The following is a 17,026-nucleotide window of genomic DNA, read 5'->3' on the forward strand; positions in this document are numbered from 1 at the left end:
CATCAAATTACGATTTCTTGATCTTCTTGTTTTTTAAAATATTGTATTCTACTAGTTTTTCGGTATCAGTACAATAATGTATGTGGACATGAACATAATTTCAATTATATTCAAGGTAAACTCTTTAATATTTTGAATTGTTTATTATAATTTTAAATTCAAATTTGTTTTAATTTAGATTAAAACGTAAATCCAAGTCTGGCATAGTAATACGCTCCACTGAAACCCATTTGTACAGCATCCCAATATCCACCAGCCTCAGTGTTTCCTTGCTCATCTTGTTTTGTTGGGTAAACATTAAATAAATTGTTACTACCAACACTTAATTTTAATGATTTTGTAAGCTGGTATCCTACAGTTAAATCTGTTACAATTCTTGGGTAATACGTATCATCTTCATCACCATAATCTACTAAAACTACTTTACTGAAATGAGTAAAAGCTAAACCAGCATCAAATTTATGGCGAGCATAATTTAAGTTCAAGCCAAATTTATTTTTAGGAGCCGAAGCTAATAAAAATGCTCTATCACGTCTTCCGAAAAAAGTTTCTTCGGGTAAGCTGCCATTTTTTATATTGTCAATTTTCATGTTATTGATGTTTCCTACCAGTGTTGCACTAAATAGCGATTCTCCAAATTTTTTCTTCCATGCAAGAACCAAATCCAATCCAGTTGTTTTGGTATCAACACCATTAACGAAAAATTGAGCTTCAGAGACACCAATGTTTAATGCAGTTGCATCAAAATAACCTGTAAGAACGATACGATTTTTTACTTTTATAAAATACCCATCCACAGTTGCTGTAAAATCACCAAAAGTTGCAGTGAAACCCAAAGAAGCGTTCAACGCTTTTTCTTCATCTAGTTTTTGGATACCAAAAGCGCGGGTAATTGGGCTGTTATTTGGCGCAAGCAATACTTCTGTTGCTCCACCAGCATTAAAGTTTGTAAAATGTAGATTATAATATATTTGTGCCAATGATGGAGCGCGGAATCCAGTACTTACAGATCCTCTAAAATTTATGTTTTTGCTCGCTTTTAATCGCATAGCAAGTTTACCATTTAAAGTGCTTCCAAAATCGCTATAATTTTCAAAACGAACAGCACCACTAATTAAGAAAGCATCCGTAATATCTAGTTCGGCATCAGTGTACAAAGATAAGTTGGTACGACCTTTGTCAACCGTATTAAGAGGGCTGTATCCAGGGAAACCTTGAGAACCTCCAGGTCTTGGATTGCCAGAAATAGGATCTATTGGAGCACTTTGATTTGCGGGATCTCTTATCGGAATTCCGTTTGTGTCATAAGTAGCGTAAGAGCCTTCATCGCCAGCAAAAATGGTGAAATTTTCAGTACGATATTCAGTCCCAAAAGCTAAGTTTAATCCATCAAGTACAGAGTCGTAATTTTTAGAGAAATCAAAATTAGTTGTGTTTTGCGTCAGCGTATGACCTCCAGCATCAAACTCAGTTGGAGAAGCAGCTTCAAGAGAAGCATTTATAGTTCCTTTTATATAATAATGAAAAAGGTTTTTCCCGTACGTATTACTAATATCTATTTTCCATCCACCAGTAGTTACAGTTCTAAATCCAGCAGATAATGAGTTGTCGATAATATTCGATGTAATTCTTGGTGTGTATCCGCCAGGATATATAGATTCTACGACTCTCTCGCCATCATTACGAGTAAAGGCATAAGCATCAGTATCTCTGTAATTTCTTCCTCCAAAGGCGTAGAACTCCGTTTTATCTGAAATTGGAATAGCAATATTTGCAAAAAGATTAAAACTCTGAATTTCAGCATCTCCAAAACCTTTTCTAAAATCATAAGCAGGACGAAGTGTTTTGTTTTTATTGATATATTCAGTAGTAAAATTAGCAAATCCACCTTTCTCACCAATGGCAACACCATAATTGGCAGCAACTTTTACTGAGCCACCGTCAAAATCTTGATTTTTTCCATACGAGTTTCCATTTCCGTTTTTATCCAAACGATATCCCTTAGTGTTAGGAGTTCCAGGAAGAAAATCACCTTTGGCTTTAGTATTAAAAACTCCATAAGTAACCGAACCATTAAGTTCGTTTATATTATCGTTTAGTACAATATTAATAACTCCCGCAATAGCATCAGAACCATATTGAGCTGCTGCACCATCTCTTAAAATCTCAATTCTTTTTATAGATGAAGCAGGAATAGCATTTAAATCCGTTCCAGTATTTCCGCGTCCGCGAGTTCCAAATAAATTTACGAGCGAAGATTGGTGTCTTCTTTTTCCATTTATTAAAACCAAAGTCTGATCAGGGCCTAAACCACGTAAAGAAGCAGGGTCAACGTGATCTGCTCCGTCAGATCCAGATTGTTTGTTAGCATTAAAAGATGGGGCTATGTATTGCAGTAATTGGTTAATTTCCAGTTTTCCGCTTTGCGTAGTAACATCTTTTATATTAATAATGTCAATTGGTACAGCAGAGTTTACAACTGTCCTTTTGGTGTTTCTGGAACCAACAATTACAACGTCTTTTAAGGTTTGTCCGCCGTTTTCGTTCATAGTAATATCGATAATACCACTTGTAGCATTTTTTTCGGTATTGGAGTACCCAACATAACTAAAAACTAAGACCGCACCTTCTTTAACCTTAATAATGTAACCGCCTTGTATGTCGGTAGATACTCCGTTATTAGTTCCTTTTTCCATAATGTTTACCCCCGGAAGCGCTACGCCATTATGGTCTTTTACGACGCCACTAATTTCTTTTTGAGCAAAAAGAAATGTAATATTTAGTATAAATACTAATACTGTAATTTTTTTCATAATTAATTGAGTTTGGTTTTGTTGTTTGGTTTCTAATCATTATAAAAAGTAACGATTTTTTGTTAACATCTATTTGCTAAATTAATATACTATTAAGTTCTTTTAAACTGAACCTTTAAGATAATTGTAATTTTTAGTATCGAACATGTTTGAAGTTTTTTTAAGAATTAAAATTATTACATTTAGACAATAAACAAATTATATTGAAAGGCATTTATTATATGAAAAAAACGTTTAAGTTAAGCGTTGACAATTTTATAATATATTTTTAAAGTAATTGCTTTATTAAGCCATATAAAAACAATAATGCACTTAACCATTCGAGCTTAGACTTTTGGGTGTCTTGTTTTTAAAAATAGTTTGTGTCACGAATTTGTCATAAAAGTAAAAAAAGCTGTTTTTTTTAATTTAGATGGTCAACTAATTAATTTGAGTTTTTTGATTATGTCCGCATTGCGGACATAATTGAGTTATATTCATAATTGATATATCTTAACTTAATCTGGTAGTAATTTGTATGGAGATTTAAAATGTGTTTTGATCCTTTTTAGTATATCTCTTTCTGTCTTTAGGTTTTTAATTTCTTGTCATAATCGTAATAGTCCCTATTTTTTACTGTATCTAATGTGGATGACTTTTTTAAAGTGGGTTTATCTTGCTTGTAAAAACTTCTTTCAATGTTGTAGCGTATTTTTTTGCTTATATGGATTCCTGGGCCATATGTGTGATAATCCGGTAATTATGCTCATTTTGAATGCTTAAATCTTAAATTTTAAGCTGTACTTTTTTCGAGTATTTTTCATATCCCTAAGGTTAGATAGTATTATGTTTTTTTACTATATATTAAAGGGCTTTAAGTTTTTGTGGTAAATTAGAGGGTAACTCCCTTTTAATAGTTTGAAGAATTTCGTGTTCATTTTCTAGAATTAAAATTTTCATACTGTTAAGTTTACATAGTGAGTCTTGAAGAATAATTAAATCTCTGTGATAAATTATGATTAGGGAAAATGATAGAGATTTCAGCTTCATCAGAACAAATTGATTCAAGAGGAAGAGCATTGGTTATTTTCATATTTTGGAGATTAAATGGAACGTTTTTTACTGGATTTGTGTTTTTTTTGGATACGCTTTACAGATTGCCAATTAGAGATTGACAAAACGAAAGAAGTAATAAAGTAGCAATCTTTTTCATGGAAATTAGAATTTTTTATTAGTATCGTTTTATTGCATATGTAAAATGGAATAGTTAATTTTCGACTTCAAGTAGGGATATACTTTCTTATTTGGGACGGAAGTTTTATCCAATTCTGAAGTTTTCTGAATTGAAATTTTCTTTCGACAAATCTGGCTTTATATCTATGAAAAATCTGTTCAATCAATGATTTAATATCTCAATATTTATCAGTCTGCCATTTTTTATAATAGTAATAATAACTACTTCATGCTATATTTCTATGCTTTAACGTATTTGCTAAATAATATTGATTGCTTAAACTTAATTATGACTTAAAATAAGGGATTAATTTTTTTTAATAGAGTATTTTTTTCATGTTGTAATGATTGTATCTCTAGTAAAAGCTATTCTTCTTTGGTCTGAGGTTCATCAGTTTTCTATTTAGTTCTTTTGAAGTTCATAGATTTAGGTTTTGCTTTAGATTTCTCCTTGTTAAATCTTAGACACCTTGATTTTTGTGTTTTTTTTTGCAATAGCGGAATTTTGAGTATGATTTAACTTATCGAAAGATTTTATTTTTGATTTTCTAGAGGTATTGCCTTATTTTTTTAGTAGAAAATATAATAGAGTAAAATAATATTGGATATTATTCTATAATGATATTTTGTAAAAAAACTTTTTTATTATGTATTTTGGACTTATTGTGATCTTTAAATCATGCAATCTTGTATAAATTTGCATTGTATTCTTATTTAAAATCTTAGGACAGATTTTCGACATTTTTTTAAGCACCTTATTTGTAAGGTGCTTTTTTTATCAATAGTCAAATAAAAACTTATTGAAGTTTATGAGATAAAAAACAATAGATTTTTCTTATTTACTCATCTAGTTTTGGACTAAAAGTAGTTTGATCAATTGGAAAACTTAGAGAAGGTTTAAATATATTAATGACTTATTTGACGGTTTATGGGAAATTGTGTAATGGTTTTGTGTAAAAATTATTGGACTGAATAAAAACTCCTTGATGTACTTTGATATAAAAAAGTTTTAATTGCACTTGACATAAATAAAATGATTTCCGGATCATGAATTTAAATTAGTTAACATTTTTTACTGATTCATGATAATTTACGTAGGAATTTGTTACAAATAGTTAAAGAGATTAAAATAAAAGCATACTCTTCTGTTTATATGGCTTATTTGTGTCTTTAGAATAATGAAATACAGCATAAATTTGTAGTATACTTAAGTTATAGCCTAAATGTAAATTAAATTTTATAGCAACAATTGAAATAAAAATTTTGTGTACAAATCTATTTTTTTGAAGGTATGCCGAAATATTTTTTTGTTTTTTATTTAAAGAGGTTATTCCTTTTTAAATATAGTGGAGTTAGTTATAATAATAGAAATTATAATTAAAATCCAATTGATTAGACTTTAGGATTGCTGTCATGTTGATTATTAGAAACTTGACTAATGTGTGAATTGAAAAGAAAGTGGAGAATCATTTATTAGTAAATTCTATGCTATTTATTTTGTGTTTGACTTACGTCATATCTTTAAATCTTTAATTTTAGTACTCAACAATGTTTGAATGTGAAATATTTTAAGTACGATTAGAGAACCGTTAGAAGAGATGTTTTCTTTTAGATTTTTATTTGCTTCTAACATTTACGAAAAACTTTAGGAATGCCTGATTGTTGTTAATCGCTTTTTTAACAGTGGGTCAAAATAGACCAATGATGTAATTAATTTTCAAAAAGGAAACATAAAAAGTTTTAACTTGAAAGCTTTTTTTAATCAACTTCTTTAATTTAAAAGTTAAATTACAGCTATCATGGATGAAAACAGAAATGATAAAAATAACTCTTGTTTCACTACTTCAGAAATAAGATGGAAGCTAATTTTATTATTTAAGAACTTAATAAACCAATTTAATTACAATAATGTTTTTTAATTTTTTGTTTGTATATCGAATATTTGTTTAATACTAAATATAATAATCATGGAAAAAAAAGTACTCGTTTTTTATCTTTTTTTACTTTTTTGTAGTTTTTCTTATGGACAAGTTGGAATTGGTACAAAGATGCCCAGCACTTCTTCTCAGTTGGAAATTGTTTCCCAAGATAAAGGAGTTTTATTACCTCGTGTTTCGCTTACAAGTGTAACTGATGCTAATACTATTTCTAATGGTAATGTAGAAAGTTTACTAGTTTATAATATTAGTACAAAAGGAGACCTGCAACCTGGATATTATTTTTGGAGAAAAGATCGTTGGTGTCGAATTATCACAGATCAGGAAGTTGGTTCGGGCAACAATGGAACAGCTAAAATGATTGATAATGGTAATGGAACATATACTTATGTAGGCGAAAATGGTTTAGTTACGGTTATTGATATACCTGCTAAAGAAACAAAGACTAATTTGGTCTATGATGCAGCAGCTAGTACTTTAAGCTATAACGGAGAAACAGGAATTCCTCAGGTTATAAATGTCAAAGATTTGGTAAAGGATAATGAAACTATTACTAATTTGGTTGATATGGGAAATGGTTTATATACATATGTTAATGAGAAAGGGATCATAACTAATATTGATGCTAAAGGTACAGTAGGTCCTCAAGGTATCGCTGGAGCTGACGGAGCAAAAGGGGATAAAGGAGATCAGGGTATTCAAGGTATCGCTGGAGCTGACGGAGCAAAAGGGGATAAAGGAGATCAGGGTATTCAAGGTATCGCTGGAGCTGACGGAGCAAAAGGAGACCAAGGAGATCAGGGTATTCAAGGTATCGCCGGGGCTGACGGAGCAAAAGGGGACCAAGGAGATCAGGGTATTCAAGGTATCGCTGGAGCTGACGGAGTAAAAGGGGACCAAGGAGATCAGGGTATTCAAGGTATCGCTGGAGTTGACGGAGCAAAAGGAGACCAAGGAGATCAGGGTATTCAAGGTATCGCTGGAGCTGACGGAGCAAAAGGGGACCAAGGAGATCAGGGTATTCAAGGTATCGCTGGAGCTGACGGAGCAAAAGGAGACCAAGGAGATCAGGGTATTCAAGGTATCGCCGGAGCTGACGGAGCAAAAGGAGACCAAGGAGATCAGGGTATTCAAGGTATCGCCGGAGCTGACGGAGCAAAAGGAGACCAAGGAGATCAGGGTATTCAAGGTATCGCTGGAGCTGACGGAGCAAAAGGGGACCAAGGAGATCAGGGTATTCAAGGTATCGCTGGAGCTGACGGAGCAAAAGGGGACCAAGGAGATCAGGGTATTCAAGGTATCGCTGGAGCTGACGGAGCAAAAGGAGACCAAGGAGATCAGGGTATTCAAGGTATCGCTGGAGCTGACGGAGCAAAAGGAGACCAAGGAGATCAGGGTATTCAAGGTATCGCCGGAGCTGACGGAGCAAAAGGGGACCAAGGAGATCAGGGTATTCAAGGTATCGCTGGAGCTGACGGAGCAAAAGGAGACCAAGGAGATCAGGGTATTCAAGGTATCGCTGGAGCTGACGGAGCAAAAGGAGACCAAGGAGATCAGGGTATTCAAGGTATCGCCGGGGCTGACGGAGCAAAAGGGGACCAAGGAGATCAGGGTATTCAAGGTATCGCCGGGGCTGACGGAGCAAAAGGGGACCAAGGAGATCAGGGTATTCAAGGTATCGCTGGAGCTGACGGAGTAAAAGGGGACCAAGGAGATCAGGGTATTCAAGGTATCGCTGGAGCTGACGGAGCAAAAGGAGACCAAGGAGATCAGGGTATTCAAGGTATCGCTGGAGCTGACGGAGCAAAAGGGGACCAAGGAGATCAGGGTATTCAAGGTATCGCCGGGGCTGACGGAGCAAAAGGGGACCAAGGAGATCAGGGTATTCAAGGTATCGCCGGGGCTGACGGAGCAAAAGGAGACCAAGGAGATCAGGGTATTCAAGGTATCGCTGGAGCTGACGGAGCAAAAGGAGACCAAGGAGATCAGGGTATTCAAGGTATCGCTGGAGCTGACGGAGCAAAAGGGGACCAAGGAGATCAGGGTATTCAAGGTATCGCTGGAGCTGACGGAGCAAAAGGAGACCAAGGAGATCAGGGTATTCAAGGTATCGCTGGAGCTGACGGAGCAAAAGGGGACCAAGGAGATCAGGGTATTCAAGGTATCGCCGGGGCTGACGGAGCAAAAGGGGACCAAGGAGATCAGGGTATTCAAGGTATCGCTGGAGCTGACGGAGTAAAAGGGGACCAAGGAGATCAGGGTATTCAAGGTATCGCTGGAGCTGACGGAGCAAAAGGAGACCAAGGAGATCAGGGTATTCAAGGTATCGCTGGAGCTGACGGAGCAAAAGGGGACCAAGGAGATCAGGGTATTCAAGGTATCGCCGGGGCTGACGGAGCAAAAGGGGACCAAGGAGATCAGGGTATTCAAGGTATCGCCGGGGCTGACGGAGCAAAAGGAGACCAAGGAGATCAGGGTATTCAAGGTCAGGGAGGTATATCACAAGGTATAGGTGTTATAAATGTTACAGGAGCAGGTACAACAGTATCACCATATGTAATTTCTGAAAATACAACAAATACTCTTACTGTGACAAACGGTAGTTTAGTATCTACAGTAAATGGAGTTGCAACGACACCAGGGGTATCTGTATTGATAAGTGCTAATAATGGTTTAGCCCCAACTAATGGTAATGTGCAATTAGGAGGAACGCTTATTAAACCAACAACAATATTAACTGATGCTACTAATACATTAGCAGTTTCAGGGTTGCAAACTGGCTCTGTTACTGATAATATTTTAGTGGCTGATGCTACTACAGGTATACTTAAAAGTGTACCAAATAGTAATATAGCTCTAGAGCCTTGGCAAATAAGCGGTAGTACAAATAAAGCTACTTTGAATTCCGATAATATTTATCAAATGGGTAATGTAGGTATTGGAAATTCTATTCCTAATAACAAATTAGAAATTGCACAAGGTACTCTTGGTAATTCTGGACTACGTTTTACTAATTTGAATAATGCTATAGTACCAACATTAGGATCAGATAAATTTTTAACCGTGGATGCTTCAGGTGATGTCGTTTTAAGAAAAGTAGGAGAGAATATTGTTGATTTTACTAGTAGTAATAATGATCCCAATACTATAGGAACAAGTTTTATTCCCAATGATATTAATAACCTTGACGTTGTTTATTATTCGACCAGTGATAATTCATCATGGAAATGGACGGGGAGTGCTTACGTTCCCTATACACCAACTTCGACTACATGGTTGCTGGGAGGTAATTCGGTTGCAGTTCAACGAAATTTAGGTACTATATCAAATTACAATTTACCTTTTGTAACTAATAACATTCCAAGAATGACGGTGTTGACATCTGCAACTATAGGTACAACACAGGTGGGAGTAGCAACGACTAACCCAACCTTTACTGCTCCAACCAATACAGGAGCTACCATTCCTACTCTAGGAGTCGACGGAACAATAAATGCAACCAATTATACAACGCCAATACAACCTGCCTTTACAGGAAATACCATAAATTGGGACTTAAGTTTAGGATCTGTAGCTAAATGGAGATTAGCTAGCGGAGCTAATACTCTTAACCTTAGTAATGCTAAAGCTGGAATGTATGGTACTATCATTTTGACAACGGGGGTTAGTAGTACGCTTGCATTTGGCGCAGGAACTGCTACTAATAAAGTAATTTATGGAGTTAATGGCGTTCCTATTATTACAAATACAAGTGGGGCGGTTGATATTTTGACATTTCTATATGACGGAACAACATTCTGGTGGACTGTAGGAAATAATTATAATTAGTTTTTCTTTAAAAGCAACTTGTAGTTTTTTTGGAAATGATTTATTAATAATGTCAAATATAAGTTTTGTACAATGTGCTGAATATGCAAACTTGTTTTAACATAAAATAAAATAAATGAAACTGAAATTAAAAAAAATAATATTCCTTCTATTCTTTATTGTAGTTCAAGAGGTTTTGGCTCAGGCTCCAGTTTCACAGTTTTGGCAGCTCAACAAATCACCTCTAAAGCAATTAGAGCCCTTAAATGATTTAGTATGGGATAACAAATGGTTTAATCAACAGATTGACAATGGTAATGGAAATTGGAATCTTACTGCAGCTAATTGGTCTCCTAATATTAAAAATAATGTAAGATGGATTCCCTGTAGAAATGCTATTTTTGGAGGAGATACGGGCACAGGAATAGCTGGAAATGTTTCAATATCAGGGACAATGAGTGCTCAATCTCTTTATTTTAAACCGGGTAACGGTAATTTTGTGTTGCAAGGAGGAGGAGGAATTACCAGCGCTCCTTGTGGTATGGCTCTCCGTTTAGATGTTTCTAGTGGATTGAGTCCTTATATTTTTATACCTATTACGGGGGCTACTGCATTAAATAAAGAGAATGCTGGTAAAGCATTTTTATTGGGAACTAATACGTATACTGGTACTACTACTGTAAACGAAGGTATATTGTCAGTAGGCGCTTATGGTGACAATATGAAAACTGTTGATGCTAGTTTAATAACAGCTGCTAAGAGAAATCCTTTGGTTTTACCTGTTGGATTTAATGGGGTTTTTATTTTTGACGGCAGTTTTTATACTCCAGTTTATTTACCGGCGGTAACTGCTAATGATGGTGATGTTATTTATTTTAGTAAAACTTCATCAGCTTCTATATTTATGGGTATTGAAAGAACGAATGTAACTGCTCAACTTGCTATTGGAGGAGTCCAGGATATTTGGTATCGTTTTGATGGATTATCTAAATTATGGATCTTTATGGGAGATCCAACAGATAAACCATCTATAAGACCTGGATCTAATGTGATTATTAACTCACAGGGTACTATGCAATGGGACAATAACAATTCGACTACTGTTTATAGTATAGCCAATATTATTTCAGGAATGGGAACTTTAATACTTAAAGGGCAAAACGCTTCTGATGCTCTACAAACATCATGGTATCAATTAACAGGAAATAATACTGCATATTCAGGAAATCTAATAATCAACAGAGCCATGTTGCGGAACAATGCTAACCCAAGTAATTTAGGCACTAGTGCCATCAAGATTCAAGATAGGGGGACCATTTTATTCAACGGTGGAACTTTTGGAAATATTATTACTATTGAGGATAAAGCTGGTTGGCATACTAGTTTATCTGATGATATAGTAATAGGGGCTATTCGTTTGGAAGGTAGTAATACGCTAAATGGAAATATTGTTTTAAATAATCCAACTAATACAGTTCTTGGTGACGGTACTGGACAATATGCGGCTATTGGAGGATATAATGCTGGTACACATACATTAAATGGGGTTATTAGCGGAAATGGAAATCTATCTATGAGTAGGTTTACTGGATACAATGGAGGTACTCCTGAGATTGTCAATATTAAGTTAACAGGGACTGCTTCTAATACTTTTATAGGTAAAACAGTAATTAATGGTCAAGGTTCTAATGCAAATCTTCTTTTAATGAAAACTGGTGGAGCAGTTGCAATACCTGCAAATACCATTGTTGAAATGGGGAATAATACTAATGGACTAGCTAATTTAAGAATCGGAGATGACCAAAATACAGGAGCTACTATTGGTACAACAAGAAATCAGTGGGATAATCAGTTTGGAGACGCTGTTTTAATGAATTTTAAAAATGCATCAGGAGATTGGATGAGATTCGATTTACAGGGCACTAATCAAACATTGGCCGGTATTGTTTGTGGTAATGAGACTACCCAGGGCGGTGGTATCATTCAAAATCAGAATTTTAATGGATTTGATATTAATAATCCAGCGACACTTACATTAAATGTAACTGCTACTTATGTCTTTAATGGTCTTATTAGAGATCAGGAAAGCGGCGTTGGAACTGTCAATAAGTTGAATATAGTAAAAAATGGTTCTGGTATACAAACGTTTATCGGTAATAATAGCTATTCTGGTAATACAACAATTAATCAAGGAGTGCTAAAGGCTGGAAACGTTGGAGCTTTTGGTACTAGTATAATAATCTTAAATGTTGGTGGTACACTTGATAAGGGTGGTTTTGTGCTTCCGAATACGATAATCAATAATGGCGGAACAATAATACCTTAAAATTTTATATCCGTAAAAAAACATGTTACATAATAAAATGTTATGTAACATGTTTTTACAATTTTATTTGATTCGAGTAAAAAAACTAATGTTTATTAAAGGTGATAGTGTTCAGATTGTATTTTTATATTTCAGTTTGCTATATATAGATTAGGTTTTGACAGCTTAATACATTTCTGCCCAAATTACTTATACTTTGAGAAACATGATGGTTTTGTGTTAATAGATATTCAAAGCCTTTACTGACATATTGGATTCTTTTGTCTTAAATGAAAGATTAATTTTTGTTTGCTGAAAGGATGGTTGTGAAGAACCTGCTTAAAGGCTGCAATAGTTGTATCAATTGCTTTCATGGTTTCGCTCAGTGACCAGTCTATTACTTTACGGTCAAATAGGTCTATTACTGCAGTAAGATATAAGATATGCCTTATCTTTTTCGGTCTGGATATAAGTAATGCTGGAATCCGTTACCTGATTTTGATTGTTTACTTTAAAGTCGTGATTTAATAAATTCTCTGCTACAGCATATTTGGAAGAAAATATTGTAGTTCTTTTTGCGTTCGGCTCTGCTATTAGGAATCCCTTTCAGCCATTTGTAATTATAGCTGTTGTTTACTTGAGAAATTTTGTACATCTTGATAATGAATCGATCTTTCTGCAGAAGAGGGCCATCTACTTTTTCTAAATATTTCGTTCCAGCTGAATCTCCTTGATTTCTTTTCTTAAGCTTAGTAATTCTTTCTTTCCTGTGTTTGAATCTGATTTTTCTGCAGGCTAAGTTTTCTGTCCTATAAAGTTTTTTCTAACGTAGTAGGCAGTTTTTGCTGATGTCTAGCTTCTGAGCTAGGCTGAATTCACTTTCGTACTGATTATTGATTTTGACCGCACAAATTTTAAATTTCAGAGATCACTTTTCCTTTTTTTAGGCATGTATTCAAATTTATAAAGTGTTGAATTATTTCATGATTGAAGTTCTTATAAGTTGTCTAACTCAAGATCTTCACCGGTATTTTACAAAATTCCCTTAATTTTTTGTAACAAAGAAAGTATCTCCCCTCCAGATGTCTTCACTGTTTGATTAAGACATATTAACTTTTTTAGTTAAATCGACATTTCTTAAATTAAGATATTGTTATTTAGTATTAAAGAATAGTGATATCATTATTTTTATTTGGCTTATTAATCGCTGATAAATTTCTTTATGGTTTTATTATTGTATTGTTTTTGGTTTAAAGATTCGCGTGTTTAAAGTTGTATTAGGTTCTTATAAAACAATTGCGAGGGAAATTTTTATTTTTTCAAAAGTATGTTCTTCGTGAACATACTTTTTTATTAATCTTATTATGTTTGGGGTAAAAGGTTGTTATTTATGTTGGCCTTTTATTTGTTATGATATTTATTGGAAACAGCATTTTTAAACTTTTTATATAGTTGATATTTAATTTTTCAATGGGTTTTGATTAAAATTTATAAAAGAGAAGGTGTCTTGTAGTAAAAAGTGTATGGTTAGTTTGGTATGTATTTATTGTTTCCAGCGTTTAAAAAAAAATAACAGCTTAAGTAGGTTGATGTGTAAAAATATGGCTATTGTTTCTAAAATAATTGAAAGTTCATTTTTATTTAACTTTTGATAATTATTTAGGAGAATTCTTGTAATAAACTATTAAGTAAGATTAATGTAATATAGTAATTGCTGTCTTGTTAATTTAAAGGAATTAGAATTAGATTAATTGTTAATAATCTAAATAGTATATGATAATGTGTGTGGAGTGGATGTTGTTTCAATTCATGCCTAAAAATGGATTTTTTTCTCAAATTTTCATGTGTAATTTAAGTAGATTATGGGTATCGGTTTAAGATTGAAAAGAATAATGAATTTTAAGTCATTAAGTTCTAAGGAATTGTCGATTGAGCTTAATATTTCAGAAGCAGTCATAAATAAAACATTGCGTAGAGATACTAAGTTAAGTGAAAAGGATTTAGTGCTAATATCGGATTATTTTAAAATAAATAATAGATGGTTAGCGACAGGGGAGGCGGATATGTATATGGATGAAACTTACACTATTGAAAGGAAATAATATTGTTGAGATTTGTTAAACATAAATGTAGAATATAATTTTCGTTGAAGAAATTATTTACATTAACAATGATTCAATGTGTTAATAAATTTGTCTGATAAAAGCATTGATAATTTTAAATATAACTTAGATCTAAATAATATACGGGTTTTGGAATAATTTTATTATAAACTAGCACATTAGTGAAATTTTTATTGTAGTACTGTCAACCAATTTTAGAACGTCTATGTTTCTGATGATTTTTTAGTTTTTAGTAGTATGTCTTCCAGTATTGGTAAAGTAGTTGGATGTTGAATTTGAGGTAAGATTATATTTAATGAATTGACATATGACGAACATATCATTCAAAACAATAAATGCATATCCTACAGTGAAATTTCTTGGTGAAACATTAAAACTACGAATGATTCTGTAAATACTCCTGAAAAGTATAAAAAAATAGAGATCGAAAAAAGTTTAATTGTTATGTTTTTAAAATTTATTCATTCATGTATATACCTACTATCATTGTTATTTTACAAAAAAAGCTTTTTTATACATCAATGTTTTAAATATATAGTTTAATTGAAAAAAAAATATAATTCAGCTCATTATTGCTGGGACACTTTGTTTGTAGGTGTTTGCTTATTGATTTTTATAATTAAAAATATTCATGTATAAGTTTCAAGGGGTAATTTTACACCTCTTAACAAAAATAATGAATCTAGTAAGAAATCAAAACCAAAACGGGAAAACCAAAACGATTAATGAGATTCAAGCAGTTGAGCAAGGTATTTCATTTGTAATATTCATTACTAAAAGATTTGAAATAAATAGATTTGTTGAACAGGCCAAAATTGATCCAATTGAAAAGACAGAATTGAGGGATTTGGATAATGATGGATTTGATGAATTGTTTTTTATTTAAAAGAGGTGTTGTGATAGCTAGGAAGTGTAATTTTATGCTTATTCTTCTCGTAAAGAGAGACAGTTTATAACCTTTTAAAAAAAGAAAATTAAACTATGAAAATTCTTTATTTAATTATGATGGTTGAATTATTTGGTTTTGCTTCTTGTAAACAAAATAGGAGTCAGGAAATAAAAATTAGTAAAAAGGAAGCTTTGGTGTGTAATAAGAAATTTGGTTTTAAAGGTATTAAATTTTCTAATGATGTTTTTCCATTATTTTATTTTATTAATTCAAATGATTTCGAAATTGATAACAAGTTATTAGAGATAAATTACAAAAAAAAGTTTGATAGCATATATGAAATTATTGATAGAGAATTAAAAATTATAGATTATGAGTCTCAATTAAAAGCTGATGACAAAGAATATTTTAATCAAATAAAAAAAAAATTCACACAATCTGGTTTAGGTTCCCTAGATATATTGTGCGTGACATCTGAAATGGATTTAAAATCAAAAGCAGTTGGTAATTTTGGGTTTAGAAGAATGCAAATCTTATATTGGAGAAAGTATGAAGAACTTCTTATTTATGATTACATTTTAAAAAAGAATTTTCCTCGCTGGGGAGAAGATGAAGATATATATTAAGTAATTTAATGATTTTTATCACAGTGTATTTTTATTTTTTGATGAACTTTAAAGAATTGTTTTTGTGAATTTATATGTAGGTATTTTGTCATACAAGTGATGGCATATGAAAGAAATGATCTAGACTCTATTTATACTTAATTTGAAAATCCTTGCTCACATGATTGATTGAATGTTTGCAGTAAAGATGATATAAGTGATGTAATCTTTTTTAGAGTGATTATGTTTACTTACTGCAATTCTACAGAGGTTGGTTTATTTCAAAGAGAAGTACAACAGGAAATAATGCCTGGTTAATTTTTTTAATTTTCTCTTAGGTCCTTATTTTTTTATTGCATAAAGCATAATAGTACAAAAAGTATATATGCTAATTTTATTTAAAAATACATAATTAAAAAAACTTTTTTATTATGCATTTTGGACTTATTAGGACCTTTAATTGGTTATAGACTAAGATATATTTGCATTGTACTTTCATAAAATCTTGAGTAGATTTTGCATACTTTTTAGTTAATAAGCACCCTTATTTGTAAGATGCTTTTTTTATCGTATAGGAGTTATGTAATTATAAAATTTGATACTTCTGTATTATTTACATTTTAACATTGATTACTGATCAACTAAATGTTTTTTTTTTGACGAGTGTTAAGGGATTTGTTCTTTATGAAAAATAATAAAGACCTAAAATAAAAGTAGGATACTTTGAAATATGCTTGCTTATTATTGAAAATCAGCTAATAATTATTTCCTACTAAGCTTTTTATGAATAAAAAAATGATGAAGTTAGAAAGAAACAATAGAGATTTTAGAAATGTAGAGATCTTGATGGAGTTAGAGGCTCAAAGAAGAAATATACTTTGGGAGAAAAAAAGTAAAAAATTTCTATTGAGGGTACTAGTTGTTTTAACTCTTGTGTTCTTATGTATGTAATAATAAATTTTATTTTTTTTAAGCTTCTTAATATGGTTTGGTATTTTGATATTAAAACAAAAAATTAAGACTTATTGCTTCTTTTGTTATAAAATAAGTTTTTGTGTTTCTTTAAATGATGTGCATTATTCTGTTTGTATAAATGTTATTTGATTACTTCTGAGACTTAGAAAATGAGTTAATCGAAAACTTTTTTATTAGCTTTCTTGAAGAGATAAATTATCGAATTATCATTTGAGATATTTGTTTTATTAAGATGTAAGATTCAAATTCCTGTCTACTTTCTGTCCATGATTTTCAATTTGAAAATTAATTTTATGGTATCCCTTTTGGATTAAAATCTTTTAAAAAAACTAGTCATAATAGCAATGAAATGGATGTGAT

7 protein-coding genes are annotated in these 17,026 nt (G+C 32.3%); 6 read left to right on the plus strand and 1 reads right to left on the minus strand.

The window, feature by feature from the left end; all coding sequences use genetic code 11:
* Positions 1-179: 179 nt before the first annotated feature.
* Positions 180-2,813 carry a TonB-dependent receptor gene (locus AC3IPI_RS11865; RefSeq protein WP_489159133.1) on the minus strand — a complete coding sequence of 878 codons (2,634 nt, stop codon included), beginning with the start codon at positions 2,811-2,813 and terminating at the stop codon, positions 180-182.
* Positions 2,814-3,820: 1,007 nt separating this feature from the next.
* Between AC3IPI_RS11865 and AC3IPI_RS11870 the strand changes: the two genes are divergently transcribed.
* The 6 genes from AC3IPI_RS11870 (at position 3,821) to AC3IPI_RS11895 (ending at position 15,712) form a co-directional block, all read left to right on the plus strand.
* Positions 3,821-3,967, plus strand: coding sequence for a hypothetical protein (locus AC3IPI_RS11870; RefSeq protein WP_489159134.1), 147 nt, complete (start codon positions 3,821-3,823; stop codon positions 3,965-3,967).
* A 2,025-nt stretch (positions 3,968-5,992) separates the two neighbouring features.
* The gene (locus AC3IPI_RS11875; RefSeq protein ID WP_489159135.1) at positions 5,993-9,790 is read left to right on the plus strand and encodes a beta strand repeat-containing protein; all 3,798 of its coding nucleotides are present in this window, start codon (positions 5,993-5,995) and stop codon (positions 9,788-9,790) included.
* A 115-nt stretch (positions 9,791-9,905) separates the two neighbouring features.
* Complete coding sequence (locus tag AC3IPI_RS11880; RefSeq protein WP_489159136.1) at positions 9,906-12,095, plus strand: autotransporter-associated beta strand repeat-containing protein; 2,190 nt, start codon at positions 9,906-9,908, stop codon at positions 12,093-12,095.
* Positions 12,096-13,936: 1,841 nt separating this feature from the next.
* Positions 13,937-14,176, plus strand: a complete 240-nt coding sequence (locus tag AC3IPI_RS11885; protein WP_489159137.1) for a hypothetical protein — start codon at positions 13,937-13,939, stop codon at positions 14,174-14,176.
* Positions 14,177-14,873: 697 nt separating this feature from the next.
* Complete coding sequence (locus AC3IPI_RS11890; protein ID WP_489159138.1) at positions 14,874-15,083, plus strand: hypothetical protein; 210 nt, start codon at positions 14,874-14,876, stop codon at positions 15,081-15,083.
* A 95-nt stretch (positions 15,084-15,178) separates the two neighbouring features.
* A complete protein-coding gene (locus AC3IPI_RS11895) occupies positions 15,179-15,712 on the plus strand; it encodes a hypothetical protein (protein WP_489159139.1) in 534 nt (177 codons plus the stop codon).
* Positions 15,713-17,026: the final 1,314 nt, after the last annotated feature.

It is taken from the genome of Flavobacterium sp. GL_143 (genome assembly GCF_057834355.1).

What these genes read in the sequence shown, in the direction of transcription:
- AC3IPI_RS11895 (WP_489159139.1), top strand. Translation starts at nt 15,179, where the DNA reads ATGAAAATTCTTTATTTAATTATGATGGTTGAATTATTTGGTTTTGCT.
- AC3IPI_RS11880 (WP_489159136.1), top strand. Translation starts at nt 9,906, where the DNA reads ATGAAACTGAAATTAAAAAAAATAATATTCCTTCTATTCTTTATTGTA.
- AC3IPI_RS11865 (WP_489159133.1), bottom strand. Translation starts at nt 2,813, where the DNA reads ATGAAAAAAATTACAGTATTAGTATTTATACTAAATATTACATTTCTT.
- AC3IPI_RS11890 (WP_489159138.1), top strand. Translation starts at nt 14,874, where the DNA reads ATGAATCTAGTAAGAAATCAAAACCAAAACGGGAAAACCAAAACGATT.
- AC3IPI_RS11870 (WP_489159134.1), top strand. Translation starts at nt 3,821, where the DNA reads ATGATAGAGATTTCAGCTTCATCAGAACAAATTGATTCAAGAGGAAGA.
- AC3IPI_RS11885 (WP_489159137.1), top strand. Translation starts at nt 13,937, where the DNA reads ATGGGTATCGGTTTAAGATTGAAAAGAATAATGAATTTTAAGTCATTA.
- AC3IPI_RS11875 (WP_489159135.1), top strand. Translation starts at nt 5,993, where the DNA reads ATGGAAAAAAAAGTACTCGTTTTTTATCTTTTTTTACTTTTTTGTAGT.